The organism is bacterium, assembly GCA_037147175.1.
GTDB lineage: Bacteria > Cyanobacteriota > Vampirovibrionia > Gastranaerophilales > UBA9971 > UBA9971.
Window position 1 is genome coordinate 1 of sequence record JBAWVS010000048.1, and the last position, 20,505, is coordinate 20,505.

Consider the following 20,505-nt stretch of genomic DNA (forward strand, 5'->3'; position numbering starts at 1 on the left):
CACAAGGTGATAGACCGCCAATGGGAGAAGGAAGACCATATCCTCCGAGACCACAGGGTGATAGACCGCCAATGGGAGGAGGAAGACCGTTTCCTCCGAGACCTCAAGGCGATAGACCGCCAATGGGAGAAGGAAGACCATTTCCTCCAAGACCACAAGGCGACAGACCTCCGATGGGAGAAGGAAGACCATATCCTCTAAGACCTCAAGGTGACAGACCTCCAATGGGAGGAGGAAGACCGTTTCCTCCAAGACCACAGGGCGACAGACCGCCAATGGGAGAAGGAAGATCATTTCCTCCAAGACCTGCTGCTCCTGAAAAGCCCGAAAGCATCGGTAAAGATAAACCTGATAGACTTAAAGCTGCAAACAAAAATGAATTTCTTAAGAAAAAAGACAAACTTAAAGAACTTGAAGATTTAAAAAGAGAAAAACAAGCCGAACAAAAAATTCAAGCAAAACTTCTTAAAAGAAAAAGAGAAGAACAAGAGCTTGCTGAAAAAGTTACGGAAGTCTATTTTGACACACAATTAACGGTTGGCGATCTTGCGGAAAAACTTAAACTCAGTCTTGCCGAAGTTATTAGAGAACTTATGATGTCGGGCATCATGGCAACCGTAAATCAAACTATAGATATAGCTACTGCAAAACAAATAACAGAAAAACTTGGTTTTACCGTTATTGAAGAAGAAATAAAAGCTGAAGAAACCGAAACAGAACCTGCTGAAAAAGAAATCGTTGATGAAACAAAGCTCAAAGAAAGAGCTCCCATTGTTACTATAATGGGACACGTTGATCACGGTAAAACTACACTTCTTGATTCAATTAGAAAATCAAAACTGAAAATAGTAAGCGGAGAAGTTGGTGGTATAACTCAGTCTATAGGTGCTTATACAGCTTCTGTTGATAACAAAAAAATTGTATTTATTGATACCCCCGGTCACGAAGCTTTTACTGCAATGAGAGCAAGGGGCGCAAAAGCTACAGATATTGTCATTCTTGTTGTAGCGGCCGATGATGGAATAATGCCTCAGACAATTGAAGCCATAAACCATGCAAAAGCAGCAAAAGTTCCTATTATAGTGGCTGTAAACAAAATAGATAAACCGGGTGCAGACCCTGACAGAGTTCTCCAGCAACTTACAGAGTACGAGCTTGTTCCTGAAAAATGGGGCGGAAGCACAATTACAGTTGAAGTAAGCGCTCTTCAGGCTCTAAATCTTGATGAATTGCTTGAATATATTCTTCTGGTTGCTGAAATTGAACAATTAAAAGCTGATCCGACAAAACCTGCAACAGGTGTGGTAATTGAATCAAAACTTGATAAAGGAAAAGGCGCTGTTGCAACGTTTTTAGTTCTGGAAGGAACGCTTAAAGTTGGTGATTTTGTTGTGGCAGGAACAGTTGGCGGCAAAGTCAGAGCGCTAATTAACGACAGAGGAGAACGTTTACATAAAGTAGGACCCAGTACCCCTGTTGAAATTCTTGGACTTACAGAAATTCCTCAGTCCGGAGACCACTTTGAAGTGGTTAAATCCGATAAAATAATGAAAGACATAATTACCGAAAGAAAAGATAACGAAAAAGTCTCCAGATTTGAGGCAATGGGCGCAACTCAAGTAAAACGTGAGATGCTTCTACAGACAGGTCAAGGCGAAACAAAAGACCTTAATATAATTATTAAAGCCGGAACAAACGGTGCAGCAGAAGCAGTAACTTCTTCATTGCATCAGCTTGAATCAAAACAGATTTTCGTCAAAGTTGTACACCTCGGTATCGGTGATATCACAGAAGCTGACGTGATGCTGGCTTCTGCAAGTAATGCAATTATTGTCGGCTTTGGAGTAAAAGAAGATCAAAATGCCCTTCGTATATCACAAGAAGAAGGCGTGATAATCAGAAAATATGAAATTATTTATCAATTGCTTGAAGACATAGAAAAAACAATGATGGGTCTTCTTGAACCTGAATATAAAGAAATTGAAGTTGGCAGTGCCGAAGTCAGGCAAGTATTTACTGTTGGTAAAACAGCAAAAATTGCAGGTTGTTATGTTCTTGAAGGAAAAATCATCCGTAATAAAGAAGCCAAAGTATTCAGAGGCGGCAAAGAAATATTTAAAGGCGTAATTAACCAATTAAAACGTTTCAAAGAAGACGCCAAAGAAGTAAACAGCGGATATGAATGCGGTATATCTTTTGACAAATTCAACGATATTGAAGAAGGCGACATTATTAAAGTCCTTACAAAAGAAGAAATCATTAGACATTCGTTAGTTTAATTAACATTTTAATCTATTTATTAGGAGTATAGAAATGAATTCAAGAGGGGACCGCATAAGAAAAGCCCTTATCAAGGAACTTAGTGATATAATTCAGCACAAAATTAAAGATCCCCGTATTAAAGGAATAATTTCCGTTACAGATGTTGAACTTTCTCCTGATAATAAGTATGCCAAAGCTTATATAAGCATTTTCGGGTCAGATGACTCCAAGCAGGAGATTATGGACGCTATTGGGGACTCTACTTCTTTCATAAGAGGCGAAATAAGCAAAAGAATAAGAATGAGACACACTCCTGAGCTGAAATTTATGCTTGATGAATCACTCGAAAAAGGCAAAAGAATAACCGATTTGATAGATAAAATTTCAAGAGGCGAGCTTTAAGCAAGTTAAATGAATGCTATAAAAGACAATAAAAAACAGGATTTCTTCGGCATAATCAATGTGAATAAGCCTAAGGGCTTTACTTCTCACGATGTGGTAGCCAAATTAAGAAAAATATTAAAAATAAAACAGATAGGTCACACAGGAACTCTTGACCCGATGGCAATAGGCGTTCTTCCTATTTGTATCGGTAAAGCCACTAAAGTAATTCAGTATCTTGAAAGTTCAAAAGCCTATAGGGCTTTTATAAAACTCGGAATTAAAACCGATACTTATGATATGGAAGGGGAAATTTTAGCAAAAACTCCTGTAACTTTAAACATAGAAGAAATAAAAAAACATCTAGAATCTTTTAATGGAGAAATAACTCAAACTCCACCTATTTATTCAGCTGTTCACTATAAGGGCAAAAGACTTTACGAATACGCAAGAAAAAATATCGAAATAAATGATATTCCGACAAGAAAAGTTACCATAAATTCAATTGAATTAATTGGGATTTCAGATGAAAATTCTGAAAATCCCGTATTAATTGTTGATATTGACTGTTCAGAAGGAACTTATATAAGATCGATTGCGCATGATTTGGGTGAAAAACTTGGATATGGAGCTTGTTTATGTGATTTAACAAGAACAAAAGCAGGCAAATTAACTGTAGACAAGACTCACACCCTTGAGGAAATAGAATTATCCTGTGAAACAGGTAATTTCAATAAATTTCTTATGAATCCTATTGAAATTTTGCCGCTTGAACTTTTTGAAATAGACGAAATTTTATTGGATAAAATAAAAAAAGGTCAGTATTTTTCTGTTGATTCTTTATCATCTTTACCAAATTATTATTTTTTACAACTTGTCTACAAAAATAGGCTTGCAGCGATTGCACGGTTTGAGGATAATATAATAAAACCTGTTAACGTTTTTGTTTAAAATTTGGAAGGACTTAAAAAAATGAAAAAAATTTCTATTATATTTGCTTTTGTAATTGTTTTCAGCATGTTTTTTCAGATTATAGCTTTTTCTTCACCAAATCCTGCACCAAATTCTTGCTCATCAGGGGCTTATCCGATAAGCAGTACTTTTTCTCGAGGAATTCAAAAGGTTTTTGGACTTAATCTTCTTACAACATGGGCTGCCGAATTTGCAATAAAAAATCAAATCTCAAGATTAATACAGAAAGGCAGTGTAAAGGTAAATGTTAAAGCTTACAGCGCAGGGGATTTGATTGCAGGAAAAGTTAAAGGCTTTGAAATAACAGGAAAAAATATTGTTTATAATGATGTTTATGTTTCATCTGTAAAAGCTCAAAGCTTATGCGATTTTACATACTTTGATTATAAAAAAAATCCGGCTATGCTTGGCAGTCCTCTTTTTGTAAAATATAATGCGGAAATCACAAATAAAGATTTCCAAAAAATATTCTCATCCGATACTATTAAAGACTCTTTACAGGGAATAAAAATCAATGCAAGCGGTATAAATCTGGGTGAAGTTGATTTTACTAATGTTAAAGCAACTATAAGCAACGAAAAAATCAATATAAAAGCCACTATGGTTTATAAAAAAACGCCTTTCACTGTTACATTCCCTATAAATCTTGATACTTCATTAAAAGTTAAAAACGATAAAATTCTTCTTACAAATTTAAAATTTGCATCTGATTCGGAAAATGATGACTTCACCTTCATCACAAATTCAATAGCACTGAACAATATCAGCATTTTTGACCTGAAAACAGTTGAAAAAGAAGACTCTGACATAAACATCAAAAAAATAAAAATTGTTGATGATAAAATTTTTATAGAAGGTACTTTCTGGCAACAACAAAATACAACTTTATAAAAATACGGGCGGGTTAATATGAAAAACTCTAAAAATCTTTTAATTCTGGCAATTTCCTTGTTAATAGCAATAGTATGTTTGATTACTGCTTTCTTTTTGTTAAATAAAAATGAAAAATTAACAGACAAAAATTCCGTTTCTGTTTACTTTGTAGAATATTGCAAACAAAATTCACAAAGCAGTGGGGCAAAGACAATAAACAATGTCCCCGATTCATCAGTCACTAAAGAAAATCAAATAAAAGATTTTTGTCTTACCGCGGTAAGACGAAAGTTTTCTCTTAATGAATCAAAATTTTCGACTGCTATAAAAGAACTTTTAAAAGGTCCTTCTCAAGAAGAAAAAAGAGAGGGGCTCTATACAGAAATTCCTGCGACCACAAAGCTTATAGAAATAAAAGAAAACCCGAAAGCTCTTATAATAAATCTTTCAAAAGATTTTGAATCAGGCGGCGGCTCTACTTCAATGAGTATGAGGTTTAAACAGCTGGTGAATACAGCTCTTGATGCGGCTAAAAGCAAACCCGTTTATTTAGAGCTGAATAACAGAAAAGTCGATTTTATCGGCGGAGAAGGCGTGATTGTTTCTCAGCCTTTATCAAGGAATTAATTGAGATAAAAATGCTTTCAAGTGATTTTGATTATGTTTTGCCTGAGGAATTAATTGCCCAGTTCCCTTCCGAGAAAAGGGATGAATCAAGCCTGATGGTTTTAGATAAGCAAAATAAAACTGTTGAACACAAAAAATTCTTCGATATAGTTGATTTTCTTGATAAAAATGACGTTCTTGTTCTAAATAACACACGGGTAATTCCTGCGCGTCTTTTTGGAAAAAAATCTACAGGCGCACGAATAGAAATTTTTCTTTTGGAGAAAAAAACAGAAAACAAATGGGAAGTTTTAATTAAACCTTCAAAAAGAGTTTCAGCGGGTACAATTATTGAATTTTCAGAAGAATTAAAGGCAAAAATCATTGAAAGACTGCCTAATGACAAATGGCTGGTTGAGTTTATTTTTGAAGGTATTTTTAATGAAATTTTGTCAAAAATCGGGAATATTCCGCTTCCTCCATATATTGAAAGGCAATTAACAGATGAAGCCATAAAAAAGTTGGATTTTGAAAGATATCAGACTGTTTACGCCAAAAATCCCGGTTCTGTTGCCGCTCCGACAGCAGGGCTGCATTTTACCGAGGAAATCCTTGAAAAACTCGGGCAAAAAGGTGTTGAGGTTTGCTATGTAACCTTAAACGTCGGGCTGGGGACTTTTAGACCTGTAAAGACAGAGAAGATACTTGATCATCAGATGGACAGGGAATTTTATGAAATTCCTGAGACCACCGCAGAAGTTATTAACAAAGCAAAAGCACAAGGAAAAAATATTGTCGCAGTCGGAACTACGACAGTAAGAACGCTTGAATCAGCTTTCAGGACGAACGGTGAAATTTCGGAAACTTCGGGGTGGAGTCAGATGTTTATTTACCCCGGGTACAAATTTAACGTGACAGACAAACTTATAACAAACTTCCACCTGCCTAAGTCAACTCTGCTTATGCTTGTTTCCGCCCTTGCAGGGAAAGATTTTATTCTCGAAGTTTATAAAGAAGCTATTGAAAAGAAATATCGGTTCTACAGTTATGGGGATTGCATGTTTATAAAATAGATTGCCGCGTCGAGCCTAAAGCCTCTCCTCGCAATGACGCGTAAATTTAATTCGCAATTCAAGTTAAATAATTTCCTCCAAAAGAAGTAAATTCAAACTTCATGCCTAAAATATCTGGTAATATAATAAGTGGCAGATTCTCACACGCCAACTGGTCGTTCAGAATCACAAAAGGTATTGAAGGGTAAGAATGCTTCAGGAAGCTTCAAAAGTATTAAGTTCTGCGTTTAAAGACAGTATCATTAAGAAACTGTCTATGTATTTGCATGATTGTGTATCGGAAGAGGTTAAGTCATCTGCTTTTAGGAATTTAAATCACGATAAAGGCACTAAATGGTTTTTTATCGAAGGGCGGGAAGCTCTTTTTTCTCACCCTGAAAAACCTTTAAAAATTAAAAGCGCTGATAGCAAGCTGACAGAACTTATGGTTCAGTCGGAAGTTTCAAAAAAAGACTACCAGCTTATATATGGCTATTTGTTTTTAAAAGGGAAAAGTGCTGAAAGCAAAAAAAAAGAAGACTATCTAACACCGCTTTTATATGTGCCGTGCAGACTTGAAAGAGATGGTATGGATATAAACTGCACTACTCTTGAAGAAAACATTTCCTTAAACACAAGCGCACTTGTCAGCCTGATGAATTTTGATGAAGATGATGAAACAGCAGACCATCTCTTTGAAGGGCTTATTGATTATATCCCTGAGCTGCCAATAACCGAAGAGAAAGTAAAAATATTCCTGAATACTCTCAAGGCTATTGTTCCCGATATTGAAATTGTAAGTGATTTGTCAATTGAAGAATTAATGGCTCAATCACTTGAAAAGCTTACAATTATTGATACTTCTGCTGTAGTTCTTACCAAAAGACCTACTGTTTCCGCAGGATTGATGCATGAATTGAGCTTAATATCCGAAAAACAGGCTGGTGTTTTCAGGGAAACAGCACTTGCTCCGATTCATGAAGAATTTTCCGGTGCGACAAAAAACAAAAAAACTTCTAAAAATCATGACCACAAAAATCAAAAAAATGATGAAAAAATTACGATAACGCCACTGGACTTTAGTGACAGCCAGAGACAAGTCATTGAAGCAATAAAAAACAATACGCTGGTTACAGTCTTCGGACCTCCCGGAACAGGCAAATCGCAAACCATAGTGAATCTGGTTTCTCATCTTGTGGGCTCAGGACAGACAGTTCTCGTTGCTTCAAGAATGAATAAAGCTGTAGACGTTATAAGCGAAAGATTAAACGGTTTTGGCGCCCATCTGCTTTGTCTTAGAGCAGGAAAACCTGATTACCAAAAACAGTTAAGTTTTCATCTTCAGGATTTAATTTCTAACAAAGTAGACCTTGATTCAAACTTTGAATCAGACGTTTTAACTGATGTGGAAGACCTTCACACTCTTGCAAAAAACAAAAGCGAGCTAAAACAGAAATGCGTAAAAATTCTTGAGCTTGAAAATAAATGGAATGAGGCTCTTCAGGAATATAAAAAAATCTGGGAAATTCAAGAAGATAATAAATTAATTAAAAAAATTCTTTCCAAGCCTGAAATTGATCAATGCAAAAAATTTCTCAATAAAATTGAACAAACTTTTAACAAAACAGGAGTCCTGAATTTTATTTATTTTAAATTTCTTACTTATTTGTTGAATAAAGAGCTAGGGTTGGCTGATAATAGCATTTCTGCGGAAACTGTTGAAAAATTAAAGATCAATCTTGAAGAAAAAGAACTGAAAGAAAACTTAAAAGGAATTGAAAGTCTCATAACTAAAACGGGAAACCTCCATCAAATTCTGGAAAACCTAAATGAATTAAGAAAAAAACATAAATCAACAGCTGTTAAAATACTTAAAAACAGACGAAGAGAGGCTTTAAAATCTCTAATCAGAGATCAATACAAAAGACAAAGACTTATAATTCATTCAAAAGCACTTATAGAAAAGAAAAAAAATCTTCAAAATAAAATTTTACTTCAGGAAGATTTTAATCCAATGCTTCAGGCTTTTCCATGCTGGGCTGTTACAACTCAGGCAATATCAGAATCTTTGCCGCTTGAGCCGGCATTATTTGATGTGGCAATTATAGATGAAGCTTCTCAATGCGATATAGCAAGCTGTTTTCCTATCCTTTTCAGAGCAAAAAAAGCTATAATAGTAGGAGATGACAAACAGCTCCCGCATCTTTCATTCCTCGAAAAAGCCAAAGAACAATCTTTCATGAGCAAATATAATATTCCCGACAGATACCAGCTCATGTGGCGATTCAGGTCAAATTCAATGTTTGATGTGGCAAACTACTATTCAACCGCTTCTATTCTTCTTGATGAGCATTTTAGAAGCTATCCTGAAATCATAAATTTCAGCAACAAAGAGTTTTACGGCGGCAGAATCAAAGCAATGAAAAGCAGGATTCCTTCCGAAGAGAATGAAAGTTGTCTGGAGCTTAATATAATTAAAAATGCAACAGTTGATCTGGACAGCACCAGAAATATGGCTGAAGTCGAAGAAATTATGAAAAAAGTTCATGATATTATACTGAAAGACAATGAAAATAATCCTAAAAAACCAACTTCCATAGGAATTGTCTCCCCTTTCAGAGGGCAGGTCGAGCTTATTAAAAAAGCGGTCAATCAGGTTTTAACCGGCGAAATTATCAAAAGGCATGACATAGAAGTTGGAACAGCACATACTTTTCAAGGCGATGAAAGAGATATAATGCTTTTATCTCTTACAATCGCGCCTAATAGTCATTTTCAGAGTATTGTATTTGCGCAAAAACCGAATTTGTTTAACGTTGCAATAACAAGGGCAAGGAAAAAGCTTATAGCGTATATTTCCAGACCAGTTGAATCATTACCCGCGGGGCTTATAAGAAATTATCTTGAATATATTCAAGGTCTTTCAAGTAATTCAGAGCAATCAAGAACTATAGTTCCCGCTAAAAATAACAATTTTACTGTTAAAGATGAAATCGCAAAATTTCTTGAAGAAGAAGGAATCAGAGTATTTCCTGATTTTGAAGTTGCAGGGTTTGCAGTCGATTTTGTAATTTCTGATGAGTTTAATCATATGGCTGTTGAGCTGAACGGATTTGATCTGCCCGACGAAAACGCCTCAAATGAAAACGAAGATAACAGCAAACTCTTAAAATCCCTAGAAAAACAGGAAATTCTTGAACGCTGCGGCTGGAAAGTTGCAAGAATAAACTCAAGAGAGTGGCACTACAGCAAAAAAGCTTGTATAAACAAACTAAAAGAGATGCTGATACAAATATCAACAACTCATTAAAAACTTTATTCTAAATTTAAGCTACTTTACGCTCTTCAATTTCATTTTCAAGAATATTATTAAGATTTAAAAGAAAATCAAGCTGTCTCGCTTTTGATTCTGAATTAATTCTTTTTGTAGAAATTTTATAATGATTTACATAAAAATCTACACGTTTTTTAATACTTTGAATTTCTATATTGGAAATATTTGACAGATTACTTTTGACTAAATTAGCCGTGTAATTGCCTGAGTTCAAATAATCATGTAGCAGCACTTATATTATCCTTATTTCTAGAATATCTCCTCTATATATAATAATAAAACCGTGATTTATTAAAAAATTGCCATTTATTAACAAATAATTTATTAATAAATGTAAAGAATAAGCGGCTAAAACACAAATTAGTATCAACAAACTTTATTTAGCTGTTTTTATTATATAGAATTAGATTTATAAATTGAAAATATTATTCTTAATAGTAGCTTAAAGGGACTTAAAACGGAATGAATTCTATAAAAGCAAACAGCTCATTATATTATTTAACCAAACAAAGCCGTTCTGCCGAAAGGAAAGCCTCAGATGATCCTAAAAAGCCGGATATAAAACAGAAATTCAACAGTCAAGCTTTTGGTGCATCTGTGCATGTTAAAGAAGGTTTTGCCAAAAAAACTCTCAATTTTGCTCTTAATATTGTTGATAAAATCCAGAGACACATCGAAACAGGCGGATTTATAATTGAATTTCTCGTAGTGGATTTTGCGGGCATGGTTGTGCCCAGAGTCTATCAAGCTTATCACAGAAACGAAAAAGAACTGGGACACCCGAATTATGCCGCTGCCAGAGAAGAATTCACAAGAGAAATCTTATCCGGTCCGAGTATGTTCTTAATTCCTATGGCTTTTCTGCTTGCATCCAAAAAAATGTTCGGGTCTGCTTCTCATGTAAATACGAATACCCTTAATAAATTCAAAGAAATCACAGGAAAAATTATTAAAGATAATGATAATTTACCCAAAAACTTCTATAACAAGATTGTTGATACTTTATACGGTTCTAAAATAAATACGGAAACAAAGAAAAATATTGTCGAAGATTTCTTAAAACTTCACAGCGCTGAGCCTAAAGAAGCAAAAAAACTAAAAGCCAAAATAACAGAAACATTGATTTCAAGCAATCAAGAAATTGGAAACAGTAAAAAACTTGGAATTTCCAGGGCAGAATCATCAAAAATCAAATTTGACAAAACAAAACCTGCTGTAAGTATTAGCGATTTTGTTACAGATTGCAGGAACTATTCTTCGGATGTAATAAATGTCCTGTCAAAAGCAGGTAATGGCGCAACCGAACAATTAGTTAACGAAATACACAGCTTTAAAGAAGGGGCCAGAAAATTAATAACAACAACTGCAGTTGCAACCCTTTCTGCCTTTCTTTTCTTTGTCCCCAAAATATATAGCCAAAATAAAGAATATCCGGGGCTTGCAGGATTAACGGGCAATTCCGAAAAAGATAACAGTCAATTACTGAAGGAGGAATCTGATAAATGATTACTTCTTCTATAAACACATCCAAAACAGCTTTTGCACCTAACAAAATTTCAAAAACACTTGCACAAATCGGCGGATTTATTCCAAAATCAGTCGCTGATTTTTGTGATTTAACTACAAAAGCTTCACTGAAGAGAACAACGCATTTTGCAGTAATTGCTCTTTGCGTTCTTTTTGCCAGATACATACAGGCACGGAATAAAGATGAAAAAAGAGAAATTCTTACGAGAGATACCGGCATGGTTTTTACGGCTGTCTATGCAGTTCCTTTTTTCAAAAAAATTGCAAGCTTTTTTATTAATAAAAAAACCGGTATTCCCATTGCTTCAGGAGAAAAAGGTTTCTCTAAAAATCTTAATCCCGAAAAAGGCCTTCAGATGGCTTCTTATGAACAGCTTGCAGAATGGCTGAGCGTTAAGAATATTGAATCTTTTAATGGAATCAAAAACGGTTTTGCGGGCTTTTGTATAAATATCAAGAAGATTGGCGGTGATTTAACAAAATGTTTCAACATCCTTGATAAAAATTCAAAAAATACTGTAAATGACATTGCAAAATCATTGAAAATAAATGAGGAAATAACCAATAATAATATAATAAAACTAATTATAAAAGCTGAAAAATCCACAGACAGAGAAGTTAAACAGAAGCTAAATTCCCTTAAAACAATGTTTGTAGGAGAAAATAAGCTTTTAACGAAAGCTTCTCATTTCAAATCAGTAACGGAAGCAGGTTGTATAGCGGCTACAGCTTTTATACTCGGCGGTTTATTGCCATGGTTTAATATTCAATATACAAAAAAATTATATGAAAAGAAAAATATGGAAAATAAAGATTTAAGCAAAGATAAGCCTAAAACAGTTTCTATCAATATATAACGACTCAACAAAAAATTTTTAAAAAGACAATCGTGATTTTTGATTTTCTTGAGAGACTTTATCTGATGTTTGATGCTTTTTTAAAACATTTTTATATAAATTTATGTATTCATACGCCATTCTTTTGGAATTAAACACTGAAAGAGCTTTTGCCTGACAGTTTTTAGAAGTTACTTCAAGGACATTCGGGTTTTCTACCAGATTATTTATACATCTAATTAAAGAATTGATATTATCTTTTTCAAAGATTTGTGCGCTATCGCCCCATAATTCTTTACATGCAGGAATATTATTTGCCAGAATAGCACATCCTGAATATGCCGCCTGAATTGAAGATAGGCCGTTTAATTCATCACTTGATAACGCAAGATAAATCGAAGAATTTTTATAAACTTCCTGAAGTTCAAAATTTGACAAATTATTAATAAATTCAATATTTTTAGGCAATTTTCTATCAGGTTGCGCATCGCCAATAACTTTAATTTTTATATTGTCAGGCAGTTTATAAGCAATATTTAAAATAAGATTCATATTTTTATTGCGATCCGACAAATTTGCAAATGCCAGTAAAGTTGGGATTTCAGGCATGCCTGAATAAGGCTTATAATCAATTCCATTATAAATAATTCTAATTCCTTTTGTAAAATTATAAGTTTTTATAATACTTTCAGCAAAAAATCTTGACGAAATTGTAATAATATCAGACTTCTTGAAACTTTCATTTATGATTTGTTTATAATTAAAAAGGTTTTCGTGCAACGGACTATACCTGTTTATATTGCTATTCCATATTTTTTTATTCAGCAAATTTTCATGACAAGCAAAGACACATGGTTTATTAAAATCAAAATTCGGGTATCCATGGTTAAGATGAACAATATGAGGATCAAATTCTTTTATAGAGCTATTAAAAACCGTTTTTATCTCTGAAATATCATCGTCAGATTTATTATCAATAAAAAAATCCGGAGAAAAATCTGTAAATTGGAACTTAATATTTAAATCTTTTGATTGTTCAACTTGCCTTTCTGTTGGTTTTCCGCCCATACTAACCATTAAGATATCGGCATTAATATATTTTAAAATAGCTCTGGAAAGAGTTAAAGAATAATCCCAGATCTCACTTTTTACATCGGTTGTCATTAATAGTCTGAATTTTGAAGCCATCTTTCCCTCTTTGTAATTATATAAAGCTTAAAAATCAGCTTGTTTAAAACTAAACTGATTTTTATATATGAATAACAAATTAAGGTTAAACCCGTCTTTTTGAATTGATTATAGTATAATTTTTATATTCTTATAGCGAATCAGTTAATCAGCTATTTAAATATAATATTATTAATTAGGTAAGCAAGTTAATATACTAAACCGAAGCAAAAGCCCTAAATTTATAAGTGTACAAGTATAAAAACTGTTTTTCAAAAAGGAAGATTAAATATGAGAATTTGTGTTGTAGGAACAGGATATGTAGGACTAGTCGCAGGAGCTTGCCTTGCAGAAATGGGCAATGAAGTTATCTGCGTAGACAATAACGAACAAAAAATAAAAGAATTGCTCAAAGGAAACATTCCTATCTATGAACCGGGTCTGGAAGAGTTAATTCAAGCAAATGTCAGAGAAAATCGTTTGAATTTTACCACCAATCTTGTAGAAGCGGTTAATAGTTCTCTTATATGCTTTATTGCTGTTGGAACACCTCAGGGAGATGACGGTTCCTGCGATTTAAGCTATGTATTTGGTGTAGCCGAAGAAATAGCAAAATCAATGACAGATTATAAAGTAATTGTAAATAAAAGCACGGTTCCTGTAGGCACGGCAGAAAAAGTTAAAAATATAGTGAAATCCGTAACAAATTGTGATTTTGATGTTGTTTCAAACCCTGAATTTCTTAAACAAGGAGCTGCGGTAGATGATTTCTTAAAGCCTGACAGAGTTATTATAGGTTCTGATTCGCATAAAGCTACAGAAATTATGCAGGAATTGTACAGTCCATTTTTAAGAACAGGAAACCCCGTTATTATAATGGATGTTAAATCGGCAGAAATGTCAAAATATGCTGCTAACTCATTTTTGGCTACAAAAATTTCTTTTATTAATGAACTGGCTAATATTTGCGAAGAAATAGGCGCAGATATAGAACAGGTCAGAATAGGAATGAGTTCCGACAGAAGAATCGGAAGCCAATTCCTATTTCCGGGGCTTGGTTATGGCGGTTCATGCTTCCCAAAAGACGTAAAAGCGCTTATCAAAGTTGCCAATGATTCGGGAGTTCCTTCAAAAATTCTTGAAGCTGCTGACAATATTAATAAACAACAAAGAGAAATCTTTACGGACAAAATTTTTAAATACTTTGGCGGTGATTTAAAAGGAAAAACTTTTGCTCTATGGGGTCTCGCATTTAAGCCAAGAACTAACGACATGAGAGAAGCTCCTGCTTTTACAATAATCCAAAGACTAAAAGACGCAGGTGCTAATATTCAGGCTTATGACCCAAAAGCTATGGATGAAGCTAAAAAAATCATCGGAAACTCTGTTGAATACGCTCAAAACAGTTACGATGCGCTATCAAATGCTGATGCCCTTATACTTGTTACTGAATGGAACGAATTCAGAAGACCTGATTTCGAAAGAATCAAAAAACTTCTTAAAAACCCTGTAATCTTTGACGGAAGAAATCAGTATGATCAAAAAAGAATGCAGGAAAGAGGTTTTGAATATATTTGCATAGGGAAACAGCCTCTTAGTGTGCCAGTTGAGGCTTAATTTTCATCTAAAACCGCCCTGGGCAAATACAAAAAACTCTGAACTTCAAGTTTATCTTTTTTATAAATTATAAAAACCTTATCATCTTTTATAAAAGCAACACTTGCAGTAGGTATATGAACCTGCTGACTTAAATTTATTACCTGATAAACAGGTGAATTAATAATCTTTTGCCTGTCGCTTATTAAAAGCATGTTATTTTCCGGTGAATATTCAACAGAATAAATTCCGGGTTCAATTTTATTAAAGTCGGCATCATAGGCTGTAACATCAAGAGTTAAAAGCGGATATTGCTTTGAAGGTCTATCCGAAGCATAAACTTTATCTGCATCACTGTTGCCGGAAGGGTAATAATTTTCACGCTCCATCGCTCGCAAATTATTTTGTGAACTGCTGATAATAAGAGGTATTAAAGCATTAATTATAATTATTCCAAGCATAAGTTCCGGCTTTTTCTTATTTATTTTGCTTCTTTAACTGTTTAACTGCTTGAATCAAAGCTGCCGCTTTGTTTTGTGACTCCAAATATTCAAGTTCAGGGTCAGAATCAGCTACAATTCCTGCTCCAGCTTGAATAAATATATTATTATCTTTTATAAGCATTGTTCTTAAAGTTATGGCAACATTTACTTCATTGTTAAATCCTAAATATCCTATACAGCCTGCATAAGGACCTCTTGCAGACTTTTCAAGGTCATAAATGATTTCCATTGCCCGAACTTTTGGAGCGCCTGAGACTGTTCCTGCAGGAAAACATGCCTTAAGCAAATCTATTGAACAAAACTCATTTCTTAATTTCCCTGAAACATCGCTTACTATATGCATTACGTGAGAAAATTTCTCAACTTCCATGAACCTGTCAACTTTTACGGAACCATATTCACACACCCTACCAATGTCATTTCTCGCCAGATCAACCAGCATCACATGTTCAGCTCTCTCTTTAGGATCTGCTAAAAGTTCTTTTTCCAGCTCATTATCTCTTTCTTGAGTATATCCGCGCCTTCTTGTGCCTGCAATAGGTCTTGTGCTGACAATTTTATCTTTTGAACATTTCACTAAAGCTTCGGGAGAAGATCCCACAATTTGAAAATCGTTAAAATTGAGAAAATACATATAGGGCGACGGATTTATACTTCTTAGCGCTCTATATATGGTAAAATTATCAATATTTCCCTTGTCTATACAAAATCTTTGCGAGAGCACTACCTGAAAAATATCTCCTGCCACTATATGCTCTTTTGCAGAGTTTATAGCGTTTGTCCATTCTTCTTTTGAAATATTTGACGAAACTTCCTGATAGCTTGACTCTTGCAAGCCATTCTCTAATGAAAGAACTAAAGGCTTTAAATAATTATTTGACGAAAGATTTTCAAAGATTTCTTCAACTTTTTTTGATGCATTATTATAAGAAGTTTCAAGGTTATCTATATTTTCAATAAGCATATTGCTAATCATGTAAATTTTGTGTTTAACGTGGTCAAAAGCAAGAGTATTTCCACTTATCATAAAATATGCATCGGGAAAACTCTGGCATTTTTCAATCTTTTCATAACTTTTGTTTATTATTGGCTCAATATACCTGATTGTATCAAATCCAAGATAGCCTACAGCTCCTGTTAAAGAGGGAATATCAAATTCCAAAACTGAAAACTCTTTAAAGAAAGACTGAAAAAGCCCGTATGGATCGGCAGATTCCATTATAGGTTTATCTTCAAGAAAGTCATAAATTACAGACTTATTTTCTTCTGATCTAAGAACAAAAAGGGGATCAATCCCTATAAAAGAATACCGCCCGAAAGACTCTCCTCCTTCGACAGATTCAAGCAGGAAGCCGTATTTTTTATCTTTACAGACTTTATTATAAGCAGAAACAGGTGTTTCCAGATCAGCAATTATTTCTGTCCAGACAGGCACTAAAAACTTGCCGCTTTTTCCGGCAAGTTTTTCTTTTATTTCTTGTAAAGACGGTTTAATGTTAAACATTTTACAGCCTTTTTATTGATTGTCTTCAGGTAGTGCTATTTTATTTATTATAACAGTTGTATCACTATCTTCGTCTTCATCAGGAAGAGCTATTTTATTCACTGCCACAACAGTATCATTGTCAAACATTGACTGGATACGGACTCCTGTAGCAGGTCTTCCCTGTCTTGAAATATTGCCTGCTTTTTGTCTGGTTACAACTCCATTTGCTGTTGCAATCATAATTTCATCTTCTTCGCTGACAATAAGTATAGTAATTACACGGCTTGTAGGTCTTTTAAACTTAGTACAGATAAGCCCTATGCCGCTTCTGTTCTGAGGTCTAAACTCAGAAATAGACGTTCTCTTTCCATAACCATCATTAGTCATAACAAGAAGTTCTGCTGCATAGTTTTTCGGAATTATATCACAGCCGACAATTGAGTCATCACTTCTCAATTTGATGGCTGTAACACCTCTTGCGCTTCTGCCGAGAGGTCTCAAATCAGAAACAGCAAATCTTATAGCCATACCAAGACTTGTACCGATTATTATTTCGTCTTTTTGGTCAGTAAGATTAACCCAGCCGAGCATATCATCATCGCCAAGCCCCATTGCAATAATACCGCTTCTTCTAATGGCGCTGAAATGACTTAATTCGATTTTTTTGATATATCCTTTTTTAGTAAGGAATATCAAGTATTTATCGTCTGAAAACTCGGTTATAGGAATTACAGCAGTTACTTTTTCCCCCTGCTCCATTGGAAGCAGGTTTATTATTGGCAGACCTTTTGCTGTTCTTCCTCCTTCAGGAAAATCATATACATTTATACTGTAAACAAGACCTTTATTGGTAAAGAAAAGAACTTTATTATGCATTGTTGCCGTAAAGAAATGCATAACATCATCGTTCTCTCTTGTTTTCATTCCGCCTTTTCCTTTTGTAGCTCTATTTTGTCTTTCAAAGGTGTCAAGCGAAATCCTTTTGATGTATCCCTGAGCGGTAATAAAAATAGCCATCGGGTCATCAGGAGTAAGATCTTTGATACTTAACTCGTCCTGATAAGGAATAATCACACTACGTCTTTCATCACCAAATTTTGCTTTATCTTCATTAAGCTCTTTCTTGATAATCGCAAGAACTTTCTGTCTATCAGCAAGAATTGCTTGAAGTTCAGCAATTTTTTGTTTTAATTCCTGATACTCGGCATTGATTTTTTCCTGCTCCAAGCCTGTTAATCTTCTTAACTGCATTTCAAGGATAGCATTTGCCTGATCAGTATCAAGTCCGTATATTTCAATTAAAGAATTTCTTGCTGCTTCTGTGGACTTGGAAGTTTTAATAAGTTCTATAACTTTATCTAAATTTCCAAGAGCAATAATCAAACCTGCTAATATATGTGCCCTTGCTTTAGCTTTTTTAAGGTCAAACACAGTTCTTCTGGTCACAATCTCAACTCTGTGTTCTATAAACTCGGTGAGTACCTGATGAACATTAAGAAGTCTAGGTTGTTTATTAACCAGAGCAACCATATTCACACCAAAAGAAGTTTGCATGGTTGTATATTTAAACAAATTATTTTGAACCACATCAGGCTTGGCATCACGTTTGAGTTCTATTACAACACGCATACCGTCTCTGTCTGATTCATCTCTCAGATCGCTTATGCCTTCGAGTTTTTTATCTTTAACAAGTTCAGCTATTTTTTCAATAAGACTGGCTTTATTCACCTGATAAGGAAGCTCGGAAATAATTATAGCCGTTCTGTCATGCTTTCCTTTGCCTCCGTCAACTTCTTCAAAAGAAGTTACCGCACGCATCAAAATACTTCCTCTACCGGTCTGAAATGCTGACCTTATGCCTTCATTCCCAAGAATAGTCGCTCCTGTAGGAAAATCTGGACCTTTTATATATTCCATCAATTCGGAAACGTCAAGATCAGGATTATCAATAAGAGCAATTGTACCGTCTACAACTTCATTAAGGTTATGAGGCGCAATATTTGTTGCCATTCCGACAGCAATACCGCTTGAACCATTCAAAAGAAGCATTGGTAGTCTTACAGGAAGAATATCAGGTTCTTCTAAGCTGCCGTCAAAGTTTGGAACGAAATCAACAGTTTCTGAATCAATATCATTAATCATTGACATTGTAATAGGAGCCATTCTGGCTTCTGTATATCTCATTGCCGCCGCAGAATCTCCGTCAACGCTTCCGAAGTTTCCATGCCCGTCAATTGTCTGATATCTTGTTGAAAAATCTTGAGCCATACGAACAAGAGCATCATAAACGGCTGTATCACCATGAGGGTGATATTTACCGAGAACTTCCCCGACTATACGTGCGCATTTTTTAAACGGTTTGTCATGATACATTCCCAATTCATTCATAGCAAAAACAATTCTTCTATGAACAGGCTTTAAACCATCACGTACATCAGGAAGCGCTCTTCCTACGATTACAGACATTGCATAATCTATATATGAGCGTTTCATTTCATCCCTAATATTTATAGGAATGATTTTTCCGTCTCCAAAAAGTCTTTGTTGGCTCATTATATTCCTCTCCGAATATTTATTATATTCTTTTTTTCTTAATAAAATCGTAGCACAAACAGGTTCTTTTTCCAAATGTCGCCTGTTTCAACCCAAAAAAGGAATAATTCATCGGCTAATCATCCAAAAGGTTTAGATATAAATTAACCTCCCGCTAAATCCACCGATTGATGTAGGAAATTTCAAATTAAGGCAAAATGAAATTAACTTAAAAAACTATAGATGTAAAAATCTGTAGATTCGGGAGATAAAGGGAGTATGTATGAGTAATATTGTTGTTGTCATGGAAAAAAAACCTACACAAGGCACTTTAACAAGAATTATTAACAAATTTGAAAGCACAAACCCTATTAAACAGGCTCATCATGGTGTTATTAAAAATTATGTTTATGTTGAGCAAAAAAGAATTCTCGCTTAGCTGAATTTTTCTAACAATTCATCGCTCATCTCAAAATTTGCATAAACATTTTGGACATCGTCATGGTCTTCTATACTGCCCAAAAGCCTTAACAGATATTTTGCGGTTTCTTCATCCTGTACGGGGACAGTATTTTGAGGGGTTTTTACTTTCTCGGCGCTTTTTATTTTATATCCCGCTTTTTGAATTTCTTCAGCCACAGATTGAAGCGATTCAGGAGTTGTAATAATTTTATAATCTTCTTCATCAGTAACAAAATCTTCTGCACCTGCGTTTATTGCCGCATCGAAAAGCTCATCCTGATTTATATCAATTTTTTCTACTGATATTACGCCTTGTTCTTTGAACATCCAACCAACACAACCTGTTTCTCCGAGGTTTCCGTTGTTTTTGTTGAAATAACTCCTTATATCACCGGCTGTTCTGTTTCTGTTATCGGTCATGGCTTCTATGATTATTGCAACTCCGCCTGGTCCGTAGCCTTCATAATTAATATCTTCAATATTGGAATCAGATCCGCCTCCTGAAGCTTTTTCCATCGCACGTTTTATATTGTCATTCGGAAGCCCTGCTTCTTTTGCTTTTTCTATGGCAGTTTTAAGCCTAAAATTGCCTGCCGGATCAGCTCCGCCTTCTTTTACGGCTACCATTATATCTCTTGAGGCTTTTGCAAAGCTTACGCCTCTTTGTGCATCAACTTTTGCTTTTTTGTGTTTAATTGTCGCCCATTTGGAATGTCCTGACACGTTTATTATTCTCCTGAAATTATATTTTAATTATTATATTTCAACTTTGTTCAAAAAAACAATATTAAGAAATATTAAAATATAATAATTCCTGTTATTCCTGTTTTATTTTTATCTTTTTAAAAACAACATGTGGGAGAACTAGTGCATTGTTAATTTAATTTATTAGGATAAAGTTTTTTTAACTTAATTC

The 20,505-nt window shown here is 34.5% G+C and carries 17 protein-coding genes; 11 read left to right on the plus strand and 6 right to left on the minus strand.

Features of this window, described 5'->3' with window-relative positions; all coding sequences use genetic code 11:
* From infB to WCG23_10560, 7 genes are all read left to right on the plus strand, one after another.
* Positions 1-2,279, plus strand: a 2,279-nt coding sequence (infB, locus tag WCG23_10530; protein ID MEI8390304.1) for a translation initiation factor IF-2, incomplete at its 5' end; no start/stop codon positions are given.
* Between the two features lie 34 nt (positions 2,280-2,313).
* Complete coding sequence (rbfA, locus tag WCG23_10535) at positions 2,314-2,664, plus strand: 30S ribosome-binding factor RbfA (protein ID MEI8390305.1); 351 nt, start codon at positions 2,314-2,316, stop codon at positions 2,662-2,664.
* Positions 2,665-2,673: 9 nt separating this feature from the next.
* Entirely contained in the window at positions 2,674-3,594 is a 921-nt protein-coding gene (gene truB / locus WCG23_10540) for a tRNA pseudouridine(55) synthase TruB (GenBank protein ID MEI8390306.1), read from the plus strand.
* A 21-nt stretch (positions 3,595-3,615) separates the two neighbouring features.
* Complete coding sequence (locus tag WCG23_10545; protein MEI8390307.1) at positions 3,616-4,506, plus strand: LmeA family phospholipid-binding protein; 891 nt, start codon at positions 3,616-3,618, stop codon at positions 4,504-4,506.
* 18 nt (positions 4,507-4,524) lie between these two features.
* Entirely contained in the window at positions 4,525-5,115 is a 591-nt protein-coding gene (locus tag WCG23_10550; protein MEI8390308.1) for a GerMN domain-containing protein, read from the plus strand.
* A gap of 11 nt (positions 5,116-5,126) precedes the next feature.
* On the plus strand, positions 5,127-6,167 hold the full coding sequence (queA, locus tag WCG23_10555) for a tRNA preQ1(34) S-adenosylmethionine ribosyltransferase-isomerase QueA (GenBank protein MEI8390309.1): 1,041 nt from the start codon (positions 5,127-5,129) through the stop codon (positions 6,165-6,167).
* A 190-nt stretch (positions 6,168-6,357) separates the two neighbouring features.
* Complete coding sequence (locus WCG23_10560; protein ID MEI8390310.1) at positions 6,358-9,456, plus strand: AAA domain-containing protein; 3,099 nt, start codon at positions 6,358-6,360, stop codon at positions 9,454-9,456.
* 16 nt (positions 9,457-9,472) lie between these two features.
* On the opposite strand, the gene WCG23_10565 is transcribed toward WCG23_10560, so the two are convergent.
* On the minus strand, positions 9,473-9,712 hold the full coding sequence (locus WCG23_10565; protein ID MEI8390311.1) for a hypothetical protein: 240 nt from the start codon (positions 9,710-9,712) through the stop codon (positions 9,473-9,475).
* Positions 9,713-9,942: 230 nt separating this feature from the next.
* Here WCG23_10565 and WCG23_10570 point away from each other — a divergent pair, with 230 nt between their 5' ends.
* Entirely contained in the window at positions 9,943-10,986 is a 1,044-nt protein-coding gene (locus WCG23_10570; GenBank protein ID MEI8390312.1) for a hypothetical protein, read from the plus strand.
* The gene (locus WCG23_10575) at positions 10,983-11,864 is read left to right on the plus strand and encodes a hypothetical protein (protein ID MEI8390313.1); all 882 of its coding nucleotides are present in this window, start codon (positions 10,983-10,985) and stop codon (positions 11,862-11,864) included. The genes WCG23_10570 and WCG23_10575 overlap by 4 nt, the downstream gene beginning before the upstream one ends.
* 18 nt (positions 11,865-11,882) lie before the next feature.
* Here the strand turns inward: WCG23_10575 and WCG23_10580 are convergent, their stop codons facing one another.
* Entirely contained in the window at positions 11,883-13,031 is a 1,149-nt protein-coding gene (locus WCG23_10580; protein ID MEI8390314.1) for a glycosyltransferase, read from the minus strand.
* Between the two features lie 270 nt (positions 13,032-13,301).
* Here WCG23_10580 and WCG23_10585 point away from each other — a divergent pair, with 270 nt between their 5' ends.
* Positions 13,302-14,627, plus strand: a complete 1,326-nt coding sequence (locus WCG23_10585; protein ID MEI8390315.1) for a UDP-glucose/GDP-mannose dehydrogenase family protein — start codon at positions 13,302-13,304, stop codon at positions 14,625-14,627.
* Here WCG23_10585 and WCG23_10590 read toward each other — a convergent pair.
* Genes WCG23_10590 through gyrA form a run of 3 tightly spaced genes read right to left on the minus strand, consistent with a single transcriptional unit; the run spans position 14,624 to position 19,148 of the window.
* Positions 14,624-15,067, minus strand: coding sequence for a hypothetical protein (locus WCG23_10590; GenBank protein ID MEI8390316.1), 444 nt, complete (start codon positions 15,065-15,067; stop codon positions 14,624-14,626). The genes WCG23_10585 and WCG23_10590 overlap by 4 nt on opposite strands.
* Before the next feature lie 16 nt (positions 15,068-15,083).
* Positions 15,084-16,613, minus strand: a complete 1,530-nt coding sequence (gene trpE, locus WCG23_10595; protein MEI8390317.1) for an anthranilate synthase component I — start codon at positions 16,611-16,613, stop codon at positions 15,084-15,086.
* A gap of 12 nt (positions 16,614-16,625) precedes the next feature.
* A complete protein-coding gene (gyrA, locus tag WCG23_10600) occupies positions 16,626-19,148 on the minus strand; it encodes a DNA gyrase subunit A (GenBank protein ID MEI8390318.1) in 2,523 nt (840 codons plus the stop codon).
* Between the two features lie 262 nt (positions 19,149-19,410).
* Here gyrA and WCG23_10605 point away from each other — a divergent pair, with 262 nt between their 5' ends.
* Positions 19,411-19,566 (plus strand): hypothetical protein, encoded by a 156-nt coding sequence (locus WCG23_10605; GenBank protein ID MEI8390319.1) that lies wholly within the window; start codon positions 19,411-19,413, stop codon positions 19,564-19,566.
* Here WCG23_10605 and WCG23_10610 read toward each other — a convergent pair.
* Positions 19,563-20,312 (minus strand): YebC/PmpR family DNA-binding transcriptional regulator, encoded by a 750-nt coding sequence (locus WCG23_10610; GenBank protein MEI8390320.1) that lies wholly within the window; start codon positions 20,310-20,312, stop codon positions 19,563-19,565. The two genes, WCG23_10605 and WCG23_10610, sit on opposite strands and share 4 nt — an antisense overlap.
* Positions 20,313-20,505: the final 193 nt, after the last annotated feature.

Coding starts and splice junctions, on each gene's coding strand:
- rbfA (MEI8390305.1), top strand. CDS start 2,314: ATGAATTCAAGAGGGGACCGCATAAGAAAAGCCCTTATCAAGGAACTT.
- truB (MEI8390306.1), top strand. CDS start 2,674: ATGAATGCTATAAAAGACAATAAAAAACAGGATTTCTTCGGCATAATC.
- WCG23_10545 (MEI8390307.1), top strand. CDS start 3,616: ATGAAAAAAATTTCTATTATATTTGCTTTTGTAATTGTTTTCAGCATG.
- WCG23_10550 (MEI8390308.1), top strand. CDS start 4,525: ATGAAAAACTCTAAAAATCTTTTAATTCTGGCAATTTCCTTGTTAATA.
- queA (MEI8390309.1), top strand. CDS start 5,127: ATGCTTTCAAGTGATTTTGATTATGTTTTGCCTGAGGAATTAATTGCC.
- WCG23_10560 (MEI8390310.1), top strand. CDS start 6,358: ATGCTTCAGGAAGCTTCAAAAGTATTAAGTTCTGCGTTTAAAGACAGT.
- WCG23_10570 (MEI8390312.1), top strand. CDS start 9,943: ATGAATTCTATAAAAGCAAACAGCTCATTATATTATTTAACCAAACAA.
- WCG23_10575 (MEI8390313.1), top strand. CDS start 10,983: ATGATTACTTCTTCTATAAACACATCCAAAACAGCTTTTGCACCTAAC.
- WCG23_10580 (MEI8390314.1), bottom strand. CDS start 13,031: ATGGCTTCAAAATTCAGACTATTAATGACAACCGATGTAAAAAGTGAG.
- WCG23_10585 (MEI8390315.1), top strand. CDS start 13,302: ATGAGAATTTGTGTTGTAGGAACAGGATATGTAGGACTAGTCGCAGGA.
- WCG23_10590 (MEI8390316.1), bottom strand. CDS start 15,067: ATGCTTGGAATAATTATAATTAATGCTTTAATACCTCTTATTATCAGC.
- trpE (MEI8390317.1), bottom strand. CDS start 16,613: ATGTTTAACATTAAACCGTCTTTACAAGAAATAAAAGAAAAACTTGCC.
- gyrA (MEI8390318.1), bottom strand. CDS start 19,148: ATGAGCCAACAAAGACTTTTTGGAGACGGAAAAATCATTCCTATAAAT.
- WCG23_10605 (MEI8390319.1), top strand. CDS start 19,411: ATGAGTAATATTGTTGTTGTCATGGAAAAAAAACCTACACAAGGCACT.